The 14,981-nt window shown below is 66.2% G+C and carries 15 protein-coding genes; 11 read left to right on the top strand and 4 right to left on the bottom strand.

The genetic code is table 11. From position 1 onward, the window contains the following. Window positions 1-19: 19 nt before the first annotated feature. A complete protein-coding gene (locus tag GXY01S_RS05555) occupies window positions 20-379 on the top strand; it encodes a hypothetical protein (RefSeq protein WP_061272804.1) in 360 nt (119 codons plus the stop codon). A 39-nt stretch (window positions 380-418) separates the two neighbouring features. Here GXY01S_RS05555 and GXY01S_RS05550 read toward each other — a convergent pair whose 3' ends face one another. Beyond that, window positions 419-1,417: an aldo/keto reductase gene (locus GXY01S_RS05550; protein WP_061272801.1), complete on the bottom strand. Its 999-nt coding sequence runs from the start codon at window positions 1,415-1,417 to the stop codon at window positions 419-421. Here GXY01S_RS05550 and GXY01S_RS18495 point away from each other — a divergent pair. Both GXY01S_RS18495 and GXY01S_RS05545 read left to right on the top strand, forming a co-directional pair. Next, on the top strand, window positions 1,389-1,649 hold the full coding sequence (locus tag GXY01S_RS18495; RefSeq protein ID WP_146222758.1) for a hypothetical protein: 261 nt from the start codon (window positions 1,389-1,391) through the stop codon (window positions 1,647-1,649). The genes GXY01S_RS05550 and GXY01S_RS18495 overlap by 29 nt on opposite strands. 18 nt (window positions 1,650-1,667) lie before the next feature. Further along, window positions 1,668-2,561, top strand: coding sequence for a DUF2272 domain-containing protein (locus tag GXY01S_RS05545; protein ID WP_061272798.1), 894 nt, complete (start codon window positions 1,668-1,670; stop codon window positions 2,559-2,561). A 119-nt stretch (window positions 2,562-2,680) separates the two neighbouring features. Here the strand turns inward: GXY01S_RS05545 and GXY01S_RS05540 are convergent, their stop codons facing one another. After that, window positions 2,681-3,091, bottom strand: coding sequence for a rhodanese-like domain-containing protein (locus GXY01S_RS05540; protein WP_061272978.1), 411 nt, complete (start codon window positions 3,089-3,091; stop codon window positions 2,681-2,683). A 151-nt stretch (window positions 3,092-3,242) separates the two neighbouring features. On the opposite strand from GXY01S_RS05540, the gene GXY01S_RS05535 reads away from it, so the two are divergent. The 6 genes from GXY01S_RS05535 to GXY01S_RS05510 all read left to right on the top strand — a co-directional run bounded on the left by GXY01S_RS05535 (window position 3,243) and on the right by GXY01S_RS05510 (window position 8,901). Further along, on the top strand, window positions 3,243-4,265 hold the full coding sequence (locus GXY01S_RS05535) for a cysteine synthase A (protein ID WP_061272975.1): 1,023 nt from the start codon (window positions 3,243-3,245) through the stop codon (window positions 4,263-4,265). Window positions 4,266-4,342: 77 nt separating this feature from the next. Next, window positions 4,343-5,062, top strand: coding sequence for a response regulator (locus GXY01S_RS05530; protein ID WP_061272795.1), 720 nt, complete (start codon window positions 4,343-4,345; stop codon window positions 5,060-5,062). 8 nt (window positions 5,063-5,070) lie between these two features. Beyond that, window positions 5,071-6,648, top strand: a complete 1,578-nt coding sequence (locus GXY01S_RS05525) for an ATP-binding protein (RefSeq protein WP_082770731.1) — start codon at window positions 5,071-5,073, stop codon at window positions 6,646-6,648. Between the two features lie 40 nt (window positions 6,649-6,688). Beyond that, on the top strand, window positions 6,689-7,168 hold the full coding sequence (locus GXY01S_RS05520; RefSeq protein ID WP_061272792.1) for an OsmC family protein: 480 nt from the start codon (window positions 6,689-6,691) through the stop codon (window positions 7,166-7,168). Window positions 7,169-7,208: 40 nt separating this feature from the next. Next, on the top strand, window positions 7,209-7,787 hold the full coding sequence (locus GXY01S_RS05515) for a YqaA family protein (RefSeq protein WP_061272789.1): 579 nt from the start codon (window positions 7,209-7,211) through the stop codon (window positions 7,785-7,787). A 127-nt stretch (window positions 7,788-7,914) separates the two neighbouring features. Continuing rightward, window positions 7,915-8,901: an SDR family oxidoreductase gene (locus GXY01S_RS05510; RefSeq protein ID WP_061272786.1), complete on the top strand. Its 987-nt coding sequence runs from the start codon at window positions 7,915-7,917 to the stop codon at window positions 8,899-8,901. Window positions 8,902-9,013: 112 nt separating this feature from the next. Here the strand turns inward: GXY01S_RS05510 and GXY01S_RS05505 are convergent, their stop codons facing one another. Both GXY01S_RS05505 and GXY01S_RS05500 read right to left on the bottom strand, forming a co-directional pair. Then, window positions 9,014-9,943, bottom strand: coding sequence for a 4-(cytidine 5'-diphospho)-2-C-methyl-D-erythritol kinase (locus tag GXY01S_RS05505; RefSeq protein ID WP_061272783.1), 930 nt, complete (start codon window positions 9,941-9,943; stop codon window positions 9,014-9,016). Further along, a complete protein-coding gene (locus GXY01S_RS05500; RefSeq protein ID WP_255210364.1) occupies window positions 9,943-11,772 on the bottom strand; it encodes a tetratricopeptide repeat protein in 1,830 nt (609 codons plus the stop codon). The genes GXY01S_RS05505 and GXY01S_RS05500 overlap by 1 nt, the downstream gene beginning before the upstream one ends. A gap of 18 nt (window positions 11,773-11,790) precedes the next feature. Here GXY01S_RS05500 and GXY01S_RS05495 point away from each other — a divergent pair, with 18 nt between their 5' ends. Both GXY01S_RS05495 and GXY01S_RS05490 read left to right on the top strand, forming a co-directional pair. Next, complete coding sequence (locus tag GXY01S_RS05495) at window positions 11,791-12,732, top strand: uracil-DNA glycosylase (protein WP_061272777.1); 942 nt, start codon at window positions 11,791-11,793, stop codon at window positions 12,730-12,732. 181 nt (window positions 12,733-12,913) lie between these two features. Next, window positions 12,914-14,890 (top strand): lytic transglycosylase domain-containing protein, encoded by a 1,977-nt coding sequence (locus GXY01S_RS05490; RefSeq protein ID WP_061272774.1) that lies wholly within the window; start codon window positions 12,914-12,916, stop codon window positions 14,888-14,890. Window positions 14,891-14,981 lie beyond the last annotated feature (91 nt).

The raw sequence follows: 14,981 nt of genomic DNA, 5'->3' as shown, positions 1-14,981 counted from the left end.
CTGCAAGAGGAACCGCCCCATGCTGCTGCGTATCCGTATCCTGCTGGCCTGCCTGTGCCTCGGCACCGTCGGGGCGGCAGGCGCACAGGCCCGCTCGCACCACTTCAACGTGCGCGAACATCATCCTCACGGCAACTCGCCCTATGGCGATATTAGCGGCTTCATGCCTGCTGTCAGCGAAAAAGACCCCCTCTACGTTGCCGCGTCGGAGCGATGCCAGAGCAAGGCTGGCGTTGGCGCGATGGGGAGCGGAAACAGCGGCAGCGCCCAGACATGGGTCGGATCCGGGCACACCAGCTTTTACGCCGAATGCATGGTCGAGGCCGGGGCATGGAAACCCCGCTACAGCACCAGCGTGGGTGATTCGATCGACCCCTGAACCCTCCTGTTAGCGCAGCAGGGCACGGGGCAGCACCCGTCAGGCGCCCGGAGGCGCCATGAAGCCGGGACCGACCGGGTCGGGAATGCAGCGCGCCAGGATCGCATCGATCTCGCGCCGGTCATCAGCGCTCAGGTGCCAGCCCATTGCATCGGCCACGGCGGCGATCTGGTCGGGGCGGCGCGCGCCCCACAGGGCAATGGTCGGCCCCTGGTCCAGCACCCAGCGTATGGCCAGCGCGAGCAGCGACTTGCCGTGTTTTTCACGGGCGAAGTCCTGCAGCTCACGCACGGCCTGAAGGTAATGCGCAAAACGGGGTGACTGGAATTTGGGGTCGGCGCTGCGCAGGTCATCGGCGCCGAATTTCGTCTCCGCCGTCATCTTGCCTGACAGCAGCCCACGGCACAGCGGGCCATAGGCGAGAATGGCCAGATCGTGCTGGCGGGCATAGGGCAGGATGTCGTGCTCCATCGCGCGCTCAAACAGGTTGTAGGGCGGCTGCACGGCACAGAGCGGCGCGAATTGCCCGAATGCCTCCATCTGGGCAATGGAGAAATTGCTGACCCCCAGCGCCAGCACCTTGCCTTCACGCACAAGGGCCTCGAGCGTGCGGGCGGTCTCTTCCATCGGCACCGCGGAGTCGGGCCAGTGCACCTGATAGAGGTCGATGTAGTCCGTGCGCAGGCGGCGCAGCGAATCCTCGATTTCCTTGCGGATGCGCGCGGGTGATGAATTGCGGAATGGCTTGTGGTCATCCTTCCAGTCCAGGCCCACCTTGGTGGCGATGGCCACCCTGTCGCGCCGTCCGGCCAGGGCCTGGCCCACGATCTCCTCCGAATGGCCAAAACCATACACGGGGGCGGTATCGACCAGCGTTATGCCCAGATCGAGGGCTTCATGGATGGTGGCGATGGCATTGCGGTCATCCGCGCCGCCCCACATCCACCCGCCAATGGCCCATGTGCCCAGCGCAATGCGCGAGACGGGCTGTCTGAGCCCCCGGATCTGGATGGTTTCCGTAACAGGCGCCTGCGTCATTGAAATGCTCTCCCTTGTGGTAAAATGGTCGTGGCGATGGCGTGACCGCCAGATTCACGAGAGTGTGCCACGGCGCGACACGCGGCGTTACCCACCCCCACGAAACGGCGGCATGCATGCCCGTGCCCTGCACAACACCGGGCGCGTGGCGGCGTTGCGTTCTTTTTCGGGCTGGAAAGGGGCGCACCCCTTCCGCAAGGCCGGTCCGCGCCGTATGGGTAAAGGCACCTGACCTGTTACGGAGTGCCCCTTGCGCAAGACAGTCCTGCTCGCCCCCCTGCTCGTGCTGACTGCGTGCGCGCATACTCCGGCCAACCAGGCCCATCGGGCCACCACCCCGGTCGCGCAATACGCCAACGGGGCCGGGCCGCTGGCAGTCAACACCCACGTGCCCGATTTTGCCACGCGCAACTACGAGCCGTTCAACCGGCAGGACGTGGTGGCGATTGCGCTGCGCGAATGGCGGCTGTTCGGCCAGCCGGTCAGTGATGACGACCCGCTGCTGCGCCCCGAGCCGACCACCCCGGTGGTCAAGCCCGAGCGCACGGCCGGACTGTGGCAGCGCGTGGGGGAATACTGGTGGATTGGTCAGGACCCGGCCGAGAACGAATCCTCATGGGATGGCAAGCACGACGCGGACGGCCATATCACCGATTTCGTGCATGATGGCCGCTATGCGTGGTCGGCGGCGTTCATCTCGTATGTGATGCGGGTGGCGGGTGCGAATGACCGATTCGCCTATTCGCCCAACCACGCCACCTATATCAACGCTGCCGCATCAGGGCAGGAAAAGGGCGTCAAGGCCCGCAATCCCGCCCGTTACGCACCCAAAATGGGCGACCTGATCTGCGTGGGGCGCGGGGCGAGCAAGTCGGTGCGCTTTCGTGACCTGCCCACGCCGCAGGGCTTTCCCGCGCATTGTGGCATCGTGGTGGCCGGGCCGCATGATGATGCGCCCTTTGGCCACGAGATCAGCATCATTGGCGGCAATATCGATGATGCCGTGGCCCTGACCCATGTGCCCGTCGGCCCCAATGGCCGCCTGACCGACAGGAATGGCACGAGCCTCGACTCCCGCTACCCGTGGTGCGTGGTGCTGCAGGTAGGCTACGATGCGGACCGCGAGCCGCAGGCCGACCAGTAAGGCAGGCTTTCAACCGTAAAAGTTTCTGGTGAAGCTTTTTTCAGAAAGCTTCGGAGGAACGCCGCCTTTTTGCAAAAAGGCGGCACCCAGAAACTTTTACTTCAATCCCGCAAGGCCACTCAGCCGCGCGTCCACGGCAGTTCGGATGCCTGCCAGCCCGCAAGGCGGCCACGGCTGCCCGTCGCATCTTCCGGCCCCTCGAAGCCATCAGCCACGTTGAAAACATTGTGATAGCCCGCGTCATACGCCGCATGGGCAGCAGCCATGCTGCGCGCGCCGGAGCGGCAGATGAAATAGATCTCGTCGGCCTTGCCGATCCCGGCCTTTTCCAGTGTGGTCAGGAAGTCCGGGTTGACCTGCCCCGCAGGCGGGAGCTGCCAGCTGTCGCGCACCAGTTCGCGCCCCGCGCCGGAAAGATCAGGCACGCCAATATGTTCCCATTCCATGGGGGTGCGCACATCCACCAGATGGGCGTTAGGGCGGCCACTGACCGCAGCCCACGCGGCGGCGGGCGAGATATCGTCAATCATCATGTTTCCTTTCGGCTGGAAAAACCTGCGCAGCGGGGATATGCCAGCCCTGCCCCATTCCTGATAGTAAGGATGCAACAGGCACTGCATGGCCACCATCCGGCCTGCCGTGCCGCATGGTACGACCCAGATCAAGCGAAGGTGCTGCCTTATGGCCGAAAGTGCAAATCCCGTCTCCTCCCTCAGTGCTGACATGCCCGCAGCCATCGGCCATACGCCGCTGATCCGCCTGCGCCATGCGTCAGACCTCACGGGGTGCGAGATCTACGGCAAGGCGGAGTTCATGAACCCCGGCGGCTCGGTCAAGGACCGTGCGGCGCTGGCCATCATCGATGATGCCGAACGGCGCGGCACGCTCAAACCCGGCGGCACGATCGTCGAGGGCACGGCCGGCAATACCGGCATTGGCCTCACCCTCGTGGCCAATGCGCGCGGCTACCGTTCCATCATCGTCATGCCCGAGACCCAGAGCCGCGAGAAGATCGACTTCCTGCGCATGATCGGGGCCGACCTGCGCCTCGTGCCCGCCAAACCCTTCCGTGATCCGGGCAATTACGTGCATGTGTCACGCCGCCTGGCCGAGGAAACCGGCGGCGTGTGGGCCAACCAGTTCGACAATACCGCCAACCGCGAAGGCCACCGCCACACCACCGCCCCCGAGATCTGGCAGCAGATGGGCGGCAGGCTCGATGCCTTCACCTGCTCATGCGGCACCGGCGGCACGCTGGCGGGTGTTACGCTGGGGCTGGAGGATGAAGCCCGCAAGGCCGGTGTTGCGCGCCCGCGCATCGTACTGGCCGACCCTGAAGGCTCGGGTCTGTATGGATGGGTGAAGTCGGGTGACCTTTCGGTCAGCGGGTCTTCCGTGACCGAGGGCATCGGCCAGTCCCGCGTGACGGGCAACCTTGAGGGGCTGCATTTCGATGATGCCGTGCGCATCCCCGACCCCGAGGCGCTGGAGCAGATCTACAGCCTGCTGATCCATGAAGGGCTTTCGGTTGGCGGGTCGGCGGGCATCAACATCGCCGCCGCCATCCGCGTGGCCCGCGCCATGGGGCCGGGGCACCGCATTGTCACCATCCTGTGCGATGGGGGGGCGCGCTACCAGTCCAAGCTGTTCAACCCGGAATTCCTGCGCGGCAAAAACCTGCCCGTGCCGTCCTGGCTGGCCTGAACACCCTGCGGTCACAGCCATTGAAACGGAGTGAAACACCAGATGCGGGCCGCTGCGCCATGGTGTAGGATCAGCGCATGAACCCGCTGCCGCATATCCTCATCATCGATGACGACCGCGAGATCCGTGACCTGCTGGCACGCTTCCTCGAACGCAATGAACTGCGCGTCACCACCGCGCGTGACGGGCAGGAAGCCCGCCGCCGGTGGGGGGAAGGGCATTACCAGCTCGTCATCCTCGACCTCATGCTGCCGGGCGAGAGCGGGCTGGACATCTCGCGCTGGCTCCGCACGCAGGCCAACGTGCCCATCGTGATGCTGACCGCCATGGGCGATGATACCGACCGCATCATCGGCCTTGAACTTGGCGCGGATGACTACGTGCCCAAGCCCTTCAACCCGCGTGAACTGCTGGCGCGCATCCGCGCCGTGCTGCGCCGCGCGAGCGACACGCCCGACCCGCGCAGCGTGCCGGTGCTGCACACGCTGCGCTTTGCGGGCTGGTCGCTCGATACCGGGCGGCGGCGGCTGCATAACCCGGAAGGCGTGGAAGTGCCGCTGACCGGCGGCGAATACGACCTGCTGCTCGCCCTGCTCGACCGCGCCAACCGGGTCATGACGCGCGACATGCTGTTCGACCTCCTGCGCGGGCGGCAGGCCGGTCCGTTCGACCGCGCCATCGACGTGGCCATCAGCCGCCTGCGCCGCAAGCTTGAAGATAACGGCCGCAACGCGCAGCTGATCAAGACGGTGCGCGGCGGGGGCTACGTGCTCGCAGCCGAGGTCGAGCGCAACTGACCCGCCCCATGCAGCCGCTCCCCGGTTCCTCCTTCCTGTCAGCGCCCCCACCGGCGGAAAAACCGCCGGGCGCGTGGCCGCGCCTGTGGCGTCGCCTCCTGCCACAGTCGCTTGCCGCGCGCACCACGCTGCTGCTGATCGGGGGCCTGGGCATCATCCAGATCATCGGGCTGACCATCCACGCGCTCGACCGGTTCGATTTTGACCAGCGCATGATCTATGAGCGCGCGCGCAGCAAGATGTTCACCTATTACCGCGCCATCGTGGAGACCGCGCCCTCGGACCGTGACCGCGAGCTTGCGGCCCTGCACCTGCCCGAGAGCGTGCACATCACGCTGACCCCCGGCCCCGAGCCGGACATGATCAACGCCATGGCGCTACCGCCCCGCCCCCAGCACCACATGCCGCCGGGTGAGTGGAATGGCGGCCACATGCCCGATGACATGAGCCCGGTGCCCTTCAGCCACGGCGGCCCGCACGGGCCGGGTGGCCCCTTTGGCCCCGACAGCCCCGGCGGCCCGCATGGATTCGGCCCCGAAAACGACCCCGGCATGGGGCCGCTGCCGCAATCGATGCGCCCCGAGCAGGTGCTGATCACGCCCACATCGGGGCGCAGGCGGGCGGTTGCCTTCCTGCTGCCCGATGAGCGGCGGTGGGTCACGATCCATTATACCCTGCCCCGGCCCAGCCCGTTCCGCTCGCCCACCTTCCCCATCGCCTTCCTCATCATGACCTTCGCGGGCGGCATCCTGATCCTGTGGGGCGTGCGCAGGCTGATCGCGCCCGTCAGCACGCTGGGCGCCGCCGCCGAGGAACTTGGCCGCAACGTCAACGCCCCCCCCATGCCCGAGGATGGACCAAGCGAGGTGGCGCGCGCCGCCCATGCCTTCAATACGATGGCGCACCGCATCCGCCGCTACCTGACCGACCGCACGCTGATGCTGACCGCCATCGGCCACGACCTGCGCACGCCGATCACGCGCCTGAAGCTGCGCGCCGAATTCATCGAAGATGACGAGATGCGGGCCAAGATGCTCGGCGACCTCGATGAACTCGAGGCCATGGTGGCCGCTACCCTGGCCTTTGGCCGCGACGCCTCGCAGCGCGAGCCGATGGGGCAGGTCAACCTGACAGCCCTCCTCCAGACCATTGCCGATGAAGCCGCCGAGACCTATCTCGATGCGGCTGACAACATCGCATTTTCATCGGAAATGCCCGACGTTCTGGTGCGCGCGCGCCCCATGGCGCTCAAGCGCGCGTTGAGCAACCTTGTCACCAACGCCATAAAATATGGCGGCGGCGTGCGGATCGTGCTGCTGCCGCCCCATAAGGGCGCGGGTGAAAACGGCGCGGAATCCACCGTGACCATCCTGATCGAGGATGATGGCCCCGGCCTGCCCACCGAGGATCTCGAGCGCATGTTCGACCCCTTCGTGCGCGCCGAGCAGAGCCGCAACCGCGAAACCGGCGGCACGGGGCTCGGCCTGTCCATATCGCGCAATATTATCTGGGGGCTCGGGGGCGATATCCGGCTAGGCAACCGACACCCGCATGGATTACGTGTGACGGTCACACTTGTCTGCTAAGGTCCGATTCCAGTACGGACAATTCAGGATATAGCGCTCGATGCCGGATAGAACACACCGTTATCAGGTCTCCCTTTTATGGACCGGAAGCGGCGAACATGACGGGGCTTCCCGGCAGGCCCATCATCAACGCAGCTACGAGCTGCACTGCACGGGCCGGCCGGTCATTGACGGATCGGCCTCCCCCGCCTTTCGCGGCGACTCCCAGAAATGGAACCCCGAGAAGCTGCTGCTCGGCGCGCTGTGCGCGGACCACCAGCTCTGGTTCATCCATCTGTGCACGGCGATGGGAATCGGCATCCTGTCCTATGCCGACCATGCCGAGGGCATTCTGGAGGAATTCGAGGACGGGTCATTTTCCTTCACGCAGGTCATCCTGCGGCCCCACGCAGCCCTTTCCACCGCGCATGACGTGCAGCAGGTGATCGACCTGCACAACGATGCCGCCATGCGCAGCTGCATCGCGCGCTCGGTACGCTTTCCCGTGACGTGCGAGCCACGCGTGACCAGCGCGCAATAAGTCCTTGCCGCCAGCAGGCGGTTAATGGCATTGCCCGATAATGCTTGATCGCCTGTATGCCCGCGTCACTGCCCTCGCCGCCAGCCGGCATGCCGTTTTATGGCTGGCAGTGCTCGCTTTTGCCGAGGCCAGCGTCTTTCCGCTGCCGCCCGACATCATGCTGCTGCCCATGGTGCTGACACAGCGCGAGCGGGCCTTCCGGCTCGCCGCCATCTGCACCATTGCCTCCGTGGCGGGGGCGGTGCTGGGCTGGTGCATCGGCTCGTTCCTGCTGGAATACGCGGCCATGCCAATCGTGCATTTCTATCATGCCGAGCACACATTGCAGACCCTGCAGGACCGCTTCCGCGAATGGGGCGTGTGGATCATCCTCATCAAGGGCCTGACACCCATTCCATTCAAATTCGTCACCATTGCCAGTGGGGCCGCGCATCTGTCGCTGGTGCCGTTCCTGCTGGCCTGCGCGGTGACGCGAGGCGCGCGCTTCTTCCTGCTGGCCGCCCTGCTGCGCCGCTATGGCGCGTCGATCGAGGGCTTTATCGAAAAGCGCCTGCCGCTGGTGGCCGGGCTGTTCGCCGTCGTGCTGGTGGGCGGCATCGTGGCGCTGAAATATATCTGAGAGGGGCACCCCTGCCTGCGTGATGGTGTTCGCCCGCCGCAGGCCGTGATAGGGTGCCGGTCGTGATTTTCAGCCCGCGCGGCCTTGCCCGCGCGGTTCTTGTTACCAACGGGTGGGAGCATCATTCATGCCGCAGCAGGTTGCCGTCATTACCGGAGCGGGCGCGGGAATCGGCCGCGCCACGGCCCGCACACTGGCCCGGGCCGGGTGCGATGTCGCCCTGCTTGGCCGCAACCGCGACCGGCTCAATGATGCCGCCGCCGAACTGCGCGAACTCAAGGTGCGCACCCATATCGTCTGCGCCGACGTGGCGGATGCGGCGGCAGTGGAACAGGCGGCTGAGGAAATAGAAGAAAAGCTCGGCCCCATCACGTTATGGATCAACTGCGCGGGTGCGACCGTAACCGGGCAGGTCGCGGCCCTTGAAGCCGATGAGATCCGCCGCGCGACCGAGGTGACCTATCTTGGCACCGTCAACGGCACGCGCGCGGCGCTGACGCGCATGCGCCGTCGCGGGCATGGCACCATCGTCAACCTGGACCGGCTGGCCAGCCTGCGGCCGCCGCCGCTGCAGGCGGTGGAAAACGGGGCGCGCGCCGCCGTGCGGGCCTTCTCCGAGAGCATCCGCCCTGAAATCCTGCATGATGGCGACCGCATCCACATTGCGCTGGTGCACCTGCCCGCCATCAACACGCCGCGCTTTTCATGGACACGCAACCACACCGGCAAGCGCCTCAAGCCGATGGGGCCGGTCTATGAGCCTGAAATCGCCGCCGAGGCCATCTGCCGCGCCGCCTTCGGGCGCGAGCGTGATATCTGGGTGGGCCTGTCGGGCGTACGCAACTGGGCGCTGTCCACCTTCCTGCCCGGTCTGTCAGACCGCTGGCTGTCGGGCAAGGGCTACGCGAAGCAACTGGAAAAAACCCCGGTAGCCGGCAATGAGCCTGATGACCTGTATGAAACCGTGCCCGGCGCCTATGCCGCCCATGGCCGGTTTGACATGGTCACGCGCAAGGCCATGCCGTTCCTGCTAACCAGCCGCCATGCCCAGCTTGCCACCGTAACGGGGCTGATGGGCATCGTGCTGCTGGCCCTGCGCCGTAAAAAAAGCTGAAAAACTGATAAAAGTTTTTGGTGAAGCTTTTTTCAAAAAGCTTCGAAAGAACGCCGCCTTTTTGCAAAAAGGCGGCACCCAAAAACTTTTATCTATAAAACGCCCTTCCCGTTCAGGCGGGAATGGACGTGCGTGCCTCGGTCGTGCTGCGGCACAGGTCACCCGCCCATACCCACCAGTGCGCGCCCGCCTGCTGCACGGCGGCCTGTGCCGCACGGGCGGCGTCGGGGCTGTCGAACAGGGCAAAACACGTCGCCCCCGAGCCACTCATGCGTGCAAGGCGGCAGCCGGGTGCGACCCGCAGGGCGTCGAGCACGGTCACGATTTCCGGGCAGATGGCGCAGGCGGCCGCCTGCAGGTCATTGGTCTGGTCGGCGAGGTCGCGCACCATGTCGGCCAGCGTGGCCCAGGCGGGGGGCAGCGTGGCGCGCGGGGTGAAGACCGGCGCGCGGGCCTTGAACACCTGCGGGGTGGAGACGCTCCGCCCGCAATTGACCAGCATCATGCCACAGGGGGGCAGATGGGGCGCGGGTGAAAGCACCTCGCCGATTCCTTCCATGCGCGCGGCACGCTGCTCAAGGCAGACCGGCACGTCCGCGCCGAGCCGCGTGGCCACCGCATTGAGCCGGGCAGGCGGCAGCGACAGCTTCCACACGCCCAGCAGCAGCCGCAGGGCAGCCGCCGCATCGGCCGAGCCACCGCCAATGCCCGAGGCCACCGGCAGTTCCTTGTGCAGTGTAATCCCTACATCCGGCAGGTTACGCGCGACCTCCTCGCCTGCCAGTTCACGCAGGATCGCCCCGGCGCGAACGATCAGGTTATCGGCACAGTCCTCACCGCCCAGCCCTGCGGAAAACCGGCCCTTGATGTCAAGCGCCACATGCCCGCCCCGGCCGTTGCCCAATGCCAGGTCCAGCCGGTCCGCGGCACCTGCGAATACGGCAAGGCTGTCAAGCAGGTGATAGCCATCGGCCTGCCGTCGCCCCGTGACATGCAGGTACAGGTTGATCTTGGCATGCGCCAGTTCGTGCAGCGACGACATCAGTGACGGGTTCCATTTGGCTGGGAAAGGGAAGAAGGCGGCGTTGCCACCGGCTTGAGGTCGGCAGGCACGGCCATGGGCCTGTGGGCCTGCCACGCATGGGCATAGTCCAGCGCCGCCGTGATCTTGCGGCGATCCATCGGGTCAGGCTGGAACTGGATGGCGTTCTGCCATTCATTGACCGCCTCCAGCCTGCGGCCCGCCATCCAGTACGCTACGCCAAGGTGGTAGTTGATGGCCGGGTCCTGCGGCATCTGCTCGACCGACTGCTCAAGCAGCGGCAGGCCCTCCCCCACATGGCCCAGCCGCATGAGCACCCAGCCCACGCTATCGCGGATCTGGTTATCGGACGGGGCAAGGGCGAGGGCGCGGCGCAGGTAGGATTCGGCCAAAGCCGGGTTCTCGCCGTGCTCGACCATGGAATAGCCAAGGTAGTTCAGCAGTTCCGCCTCGTTGGGCGCAAGCTGGAGGGCATGCTGCAACAGCACCCGCGCCTGGGGCCAGTGGTTCTGGCGCTCCTGCGCTATGGCCTGGCCAAACAGCAGCCGCCAGTCATCGCCTTCCAGCCGGTGGGGAGTGAGTGCGGTGGCATGCTGGTAGGCATCAAGGGCTTCGGGCCATTTCTGCTGGTCGAGCAGGGCATCGCCAAGGCTGCTCCACAACGTGCGGTTATCGGGGGCCTGGCGCAGCAGGTCGCGCAGTTCCTGCGCCGCCTGCTCCTTGTGGCCCAGCACCACGTCAAGATCAGCCTGCTCGGCGCGGTAGACCGGCAGCAGCGGGTCGCTGGCCGGGGCGCCATCAAAGGCGGCGCGCGCCTGCCGGTCCTGCTTGCGGGCATGCAGCATGGAGGAGAGCAGCAGCCGCGCCTCCGAATCCGCCGGGTCAAGGGTGAGCGCCATGCGCAGCATCATCTGCTCGGTGCCGCGCAGGGTGCCGATTTCCATCGCGGCATCGCCCGCGTGGTCTTCATCCGCGCCCTCATGGGCATAAAGCTGCTGGTCGATCAGCAGCGCCACCAGCCCGTAAGCCTGTGCAAGCCCCTGGGTGGCATGGTTCACCACCGGGTGCTGGAGCATGGCCATGATGTTGCCGCGCGCCGTTTCCAGCACCGGCATGGCCGCGATGCGCTGGTTGATCAGGTCGCGCGCCGCCGCCTCCTGCCCCTGGGTGACGAGCCAGCGCGCCATGACGATTGTGGTGAACAAGTCGCCGCTGCCCTTTTCCGCCGCCTGGCGGAACAGCGTATCAGCACGCATCTGCATGCCGCCAAGCTGGGCGATCAGGGCCGAGTGCAGGGTATAGTAGCCGCCCAGCCGGGCATCGACCTCGGCAGGCGCCAGGGCGGCGAGGGCCTCATCCGTCTTGCCCGCGCCCTGCAGCGCCCAGCCACGCAGCAGCGGGCGCAGCAGGCCCATGATCTGGTCGGCGGGCGCATTCTGGTAATGCGTTGCCGCCTCATCCCACTGCCCCGCAAGGGCCGCGGCATTGCCCATGATCAACTCGGGCATCACGCCGGAGGGCTGCGCGTGGGCAAGGGCCGCGGCCTGCGGGCTACCCGCGAGGATGCTGTAGAAAAACGCCCGCTCGCCAAACAGCCGGAAGGTGGGCGCAAGCCCTGCCGCCACGCCATAGGCCCGCGCGGCCTCGGCATTGTCGCCCTCGGCCGCGGCCACGTTGCCAACGAGCAGATTGGTGGCCAGATCCTGCTTTCCCGCCGCGATGATGGGGTCAACCGGCGGGGCGGCCCGCATTTCACGGTTGGGAATCCCGGCAAGGAGCGGTACAACAAGGGAGGCCACGACCATGCGTGACAGACGAGGTAAGAGCATGACGCCAGAATCTACCGCGTGCGGCGTCCGCTGCCAAACCCTGAGCGGGGAGGCAGGACGGCGCGCGGCTGCATGGCCCGTGCCGGTGCGGGGTATATCCATCCGATGACTGATTCCCTGTCCCTGTTACGCCTTTATGTGGAGTGGGGCGCGGATGACGCGCTGGACCCCGACCCGCATGACAGGCTCGCGCTTCCCACGCCGCCACGCAACCCTGCCCCTGCGGCACAGCCCCTCCCCATACAGCCAGATGCGGGGAATGGACACCCAAAACCCGCCCGCAGGCCCCGCCCGCCAGCGCCGCCTTCGCGCGCCACGCTGATTGACGAGGCGGTCGCCGCCGCCCGCGCTGCTGCGGCGGCGGCTGGTACGCTGCCCGCGCTGCGGGCGGCCATAAGCGGTTTCGAGCCATGCGGGCTGCGGGCCACCGCCACCCATAGCGTGTGCGTGGAAGGCCCGGAACAGGCCCCGCTGATGCTGATTGGCGAGGCGCCGGACGCGGATGAGGACCGCAGTGGCCACCCCTTCGCGGGGGAAGGCGGCGCGCTGGTCGCAACCATGTTCGCCAGCATCGGCATCGACCGCGCCGAGTTGCTCGCATCCCCCATCATTCCGTGGCGGCCACCCGGCGGCAGGCCGCCTTCCGTGGCGGAGGCGCGGATCTGCCTGCCCTTCATCGAGCGCGCCATCGTGCTCGCGCGGCCGGAGCGGGTGGTGCTGCTGGGCAACCTCGCCGTTTCCCTCATCACGGGGCAGAACACCACGGCGGCGCGCATGCGCGGGCGGTGGCGCGACATCACCCTGCCCACCGGCCCCGATGGCGCCCCCGCCACCACGCTGCCAGCCCTTGCCATGCGCCATCCGCTGCAGTTGCGCGCCAGCGCCACGGCGCGGCGTGATGCATGGAAAGACATGCTGCTCATACGCGAAACAATCGGAAACATGCCCTTGAAATCATAAAGGGTATTAACATAATCATTCCGGCATATTAGCCTGTGCAAATCAGCTATTCATTCCTGTTTGCGCATATGTTTTACGATGTTTACATAAGTTCCCCCGTTCTGTTCTGAAAACTTATTTACTGCCCTGACAGGCGTTAGCTATTGCTTTCCTTGCAGGCACGGCTTACATCCGCTTCGCCATGCGAGGGACAATCAATACCCCCCATCACGCGGTGGCAGCCTTTCTGGCTGGCGCCGCATTTCTGGCAGGAGCGGCGTTTGCGCCGTTGCGTGCCCAAACAGTGGCGCCAGGCCGACTGGACGATGATCCAGCCAGCCATGGCGACCATAACGAGGAAACGGCGCTCGCCCTTCCACGCCTGCACGCGCACGGCAATGCCGGAATGCCGCGCCCGCTCTCGCCCGAGGATGTAAGCCACATCCGCCGGGTGCTGCGCCTGCAGGCCGATGGCAAGTTCGATGCCGCCATCCGCGAGACTGCCGCCATCCATGATGACACCCTGCTTGGTGACATCCTGGCAGCCCGCTACCTCAACCCGGCCTATCACCCCAATGCGGGGCAGTTGCGGCTGTGGCTGCGCACCTTCTCGGGCCTTGCGGATTCACCCGCCATCTATTCCATGCTGGCCGCCATGCCCGCGCCGGTCCGTGGGGGGCCACTCCCCCCCGCGCCCAGCCATGACATGCTCGACAGCCGCCGCTCGCCGCAGCACATCCACCTGCCGGAGGAGGATGATCCCTCCCTGCGGGTGTTCACGCGCAGCGCCATGCTCGACCGCGCCGTGCGCGAGCGTACCGCCCAGGGCGTGAAGGGTGCCCGCAGCGCCCTGCACCTGATTGCCACGACGCCGGGCATAAACGACCTGTATGCCGCTCATCTGCATGCCGGAATTGCCATGACGCTGTTCAGCAACGGCGAAAACCGGCTGGCCATGTCGATTGCACGCGATGCATTTGAAAAATCCGGCCAGCGGCTTGGCTTCGCGGGGTATGTGGCCGGCCTTGCCGCCTGGCGGCAGGGCCGCGCCGACATGGCAAGGCCCCTGTTCGAGGCCGCATCACGCGCCAGCCTGACACCGGGCAGCATTCGCGCGGGCGCGGCCTACTGGGCCGCCCGCGCGCATCAGGCAACGGGCGATGTCGCGGCCTATCAGCCGTGGCTGCACCGGGCCGCAGCGGCGCCACATACGTTCTATGGCCTTCTGGCCTCACAGATCCTGGGCCTGCGGGCCGCACCGGCCAGCCGGTCGGCCCACACGCCCGATACCATCAGCACCGATCCCGACATGACGCTCGCGGCAGCCCAGCAGACCATCCATGCGGGCAGCCCGGTATTGGGTGAAATCGATATCGAGGCGGTCGCCGCCACCCCTGCCGGGCGCAGGGCGTTTGCCCTGATGCAGGTGGGTGAGCGCGAACGGGCGGAGGCCGCGCTGCGCAGGCTGTGGCCCGATATCCAGAACGATGCCGCCCTGTGCCACTCCACCCAGATGGTGGCCGACGCCATGGGGCTCAGGGAGCTGTCATCGCAGATGCTCATGCTCATCGACACCAACGAGAGCGAGCACAACACCCACGCGGCCCGCTACCCGGTGCCGCCACTCCAGCCCGAGCATGGCTTCCGCATGGACCCGGCGCTGGTTTATGCGCTGACGCGGCTGGAATCCAATTTCGACCCCAACATCGTTTCCGGCTCCGGGGCGCACGGGCTGATGCAGCTCATGCCGGTGACGGCCGGTTTCATCGCCCATGACAAGGACCGCTTCATCCGCCGCCCGGCCGACCTGCATGATCCCGCCACCAACCTCGATATCGGGCAACGCTTCGTGCTGTATCTCGCCCAGATTTCCGCCCAGGCAGGCGGGACGCATGTGCCCGCGGGTGGTGACATGATCCGCGTGCTGGCCAGCTATAATGCCGGTCCGGTCGCCATCTCGCGCCGCAGTGCGACGATGAATGAGGATGAAGATCCCCTGCTCTATATCGAGAGCCTGCCCAATGACGAAACACGCGAATATGTGCGCCGGGCCTTCACCTACCTATGGATCTATGCCGACCGGCTGGGTCTTGCGACCCCCTCGCTCGAGACGATGGCCCGCGATGAATGGCCCGGCTTTGGCGCCGAGATCGCCATGGCGGGCCACACCATCCACTAGAGCGGATCCAGTTTGAATGGACACATTCGAACTGGTGAAGATGTGCTCTGGAATAAAAGTTTCCAGATGCCGTCTTTAAAGACTGTTTGAA

This window comes from Komagataeibacter xylinus NBRC 15237 (assembly GCF_001571345.1).
Lineage (GTDB): Bacteria > Pseudomonadota > Alphaproteobacteria > Acetobacterales > Acetobacteraceae > Komagataeibacter > Komagataeibacter xylinus.
This window is presented reverse-complemented; position numbering and strand designations above follow the sequence as displayed.

Bases quoted from the DNA above. Each gene is read 5' to 3' on its own strand.
- GXY01S_RS05555 (WP_061272804.1), top strand. From the start codon at position 20: ATGCTGCTGCGTATCCGTATCCTGCTGGCCTGCCTGTGCCTCGGCACC.
- GXY01S_RS18495 (WP_146222758.1), top strand. From the start codon at position 1,389: ATGGTTTCCGTAACAGGCGCCTGCGTCATTGAAATGCTCTCCCTTGTG.
- GXY01S_RS05550 (WP_061272801.1), bottom strand. From the start codon at position 1,417: ATGACGCAGGCGCCTGTTACGGAAACCATCCAGATCCGGGGGCTCAGA.
- GXY01S_RS05540 (WP_061272978.1), bottom strand. From the start codon at position 3,091: ATGATTGACGATATCTCGCCCGCCGCCGCGTGGGCTGCGGTCAGTGGC.
- GXY01S_RS05535 (WP_061272975.1), top strand. From the start codon at position 3,243: ATGGCCGAAAGTGCAAATCCCGTCTCCTCCCTCAGTGCTGACATGCCC.
- GXY01S_RS05530 (WP_061272795.1), top strand. From the start codon at position 4,343: ATGAACCCGCTGCCGCATATCCTCATCATCGATGACGACCGCGAGATC.
- GXY01S_RS05525 (WP_082770731.1), top strand. From the start codon at position 5,071: ATGCAGCCGCTCCCCGGTTCCTCCTTCCTGTCAGCGCCCCCACCGGCG.
- GXY01S_RS05520 (WP_061272792.1), top strand. From the start codon at position 6,689: ATGCCGGATAGAACACACCGTTATCAGGTCTCCCTTTTATGGACCGGA.
- GXY01S_RS05515 (WP_061272789.1), top strand. From the start codon at position 7,209: ATGCTTGATCGCCTGTATGCCCGCGTCACTGCCCTCGCCGCCAGCCGG.
- GXY01S_RS05510 (WP_061272786.1), top strand. From the start codon at position 7,915: ATGCCGCAGCAGGTTGCCGTCATTACCGGAGCGGGCGCGGGAATCGGC.
- GXY01S_RS05505 (WP_061272783.1), bottom strand. From the start codon at position 9,943: ATGTCGTCGCTGCACGAACTGGCGCATGCCAAGATCAACCTGTACCTG.
- GXY01S_RS05500 (WP_255210364.1), bottom strand. From the start codon at position 11,772: ATGCTCTTACCTCGTCTGTCACGCATGGTCGTGGCCTCCCTTGTTGTA.
- GXY01S_RS05490 (WP_061272774.1), top strand. From the start codon at position 12,914: ATGCGAGGGACAATCAATACCCCCCATCACGCGGTGGCAGCCTTTCTG.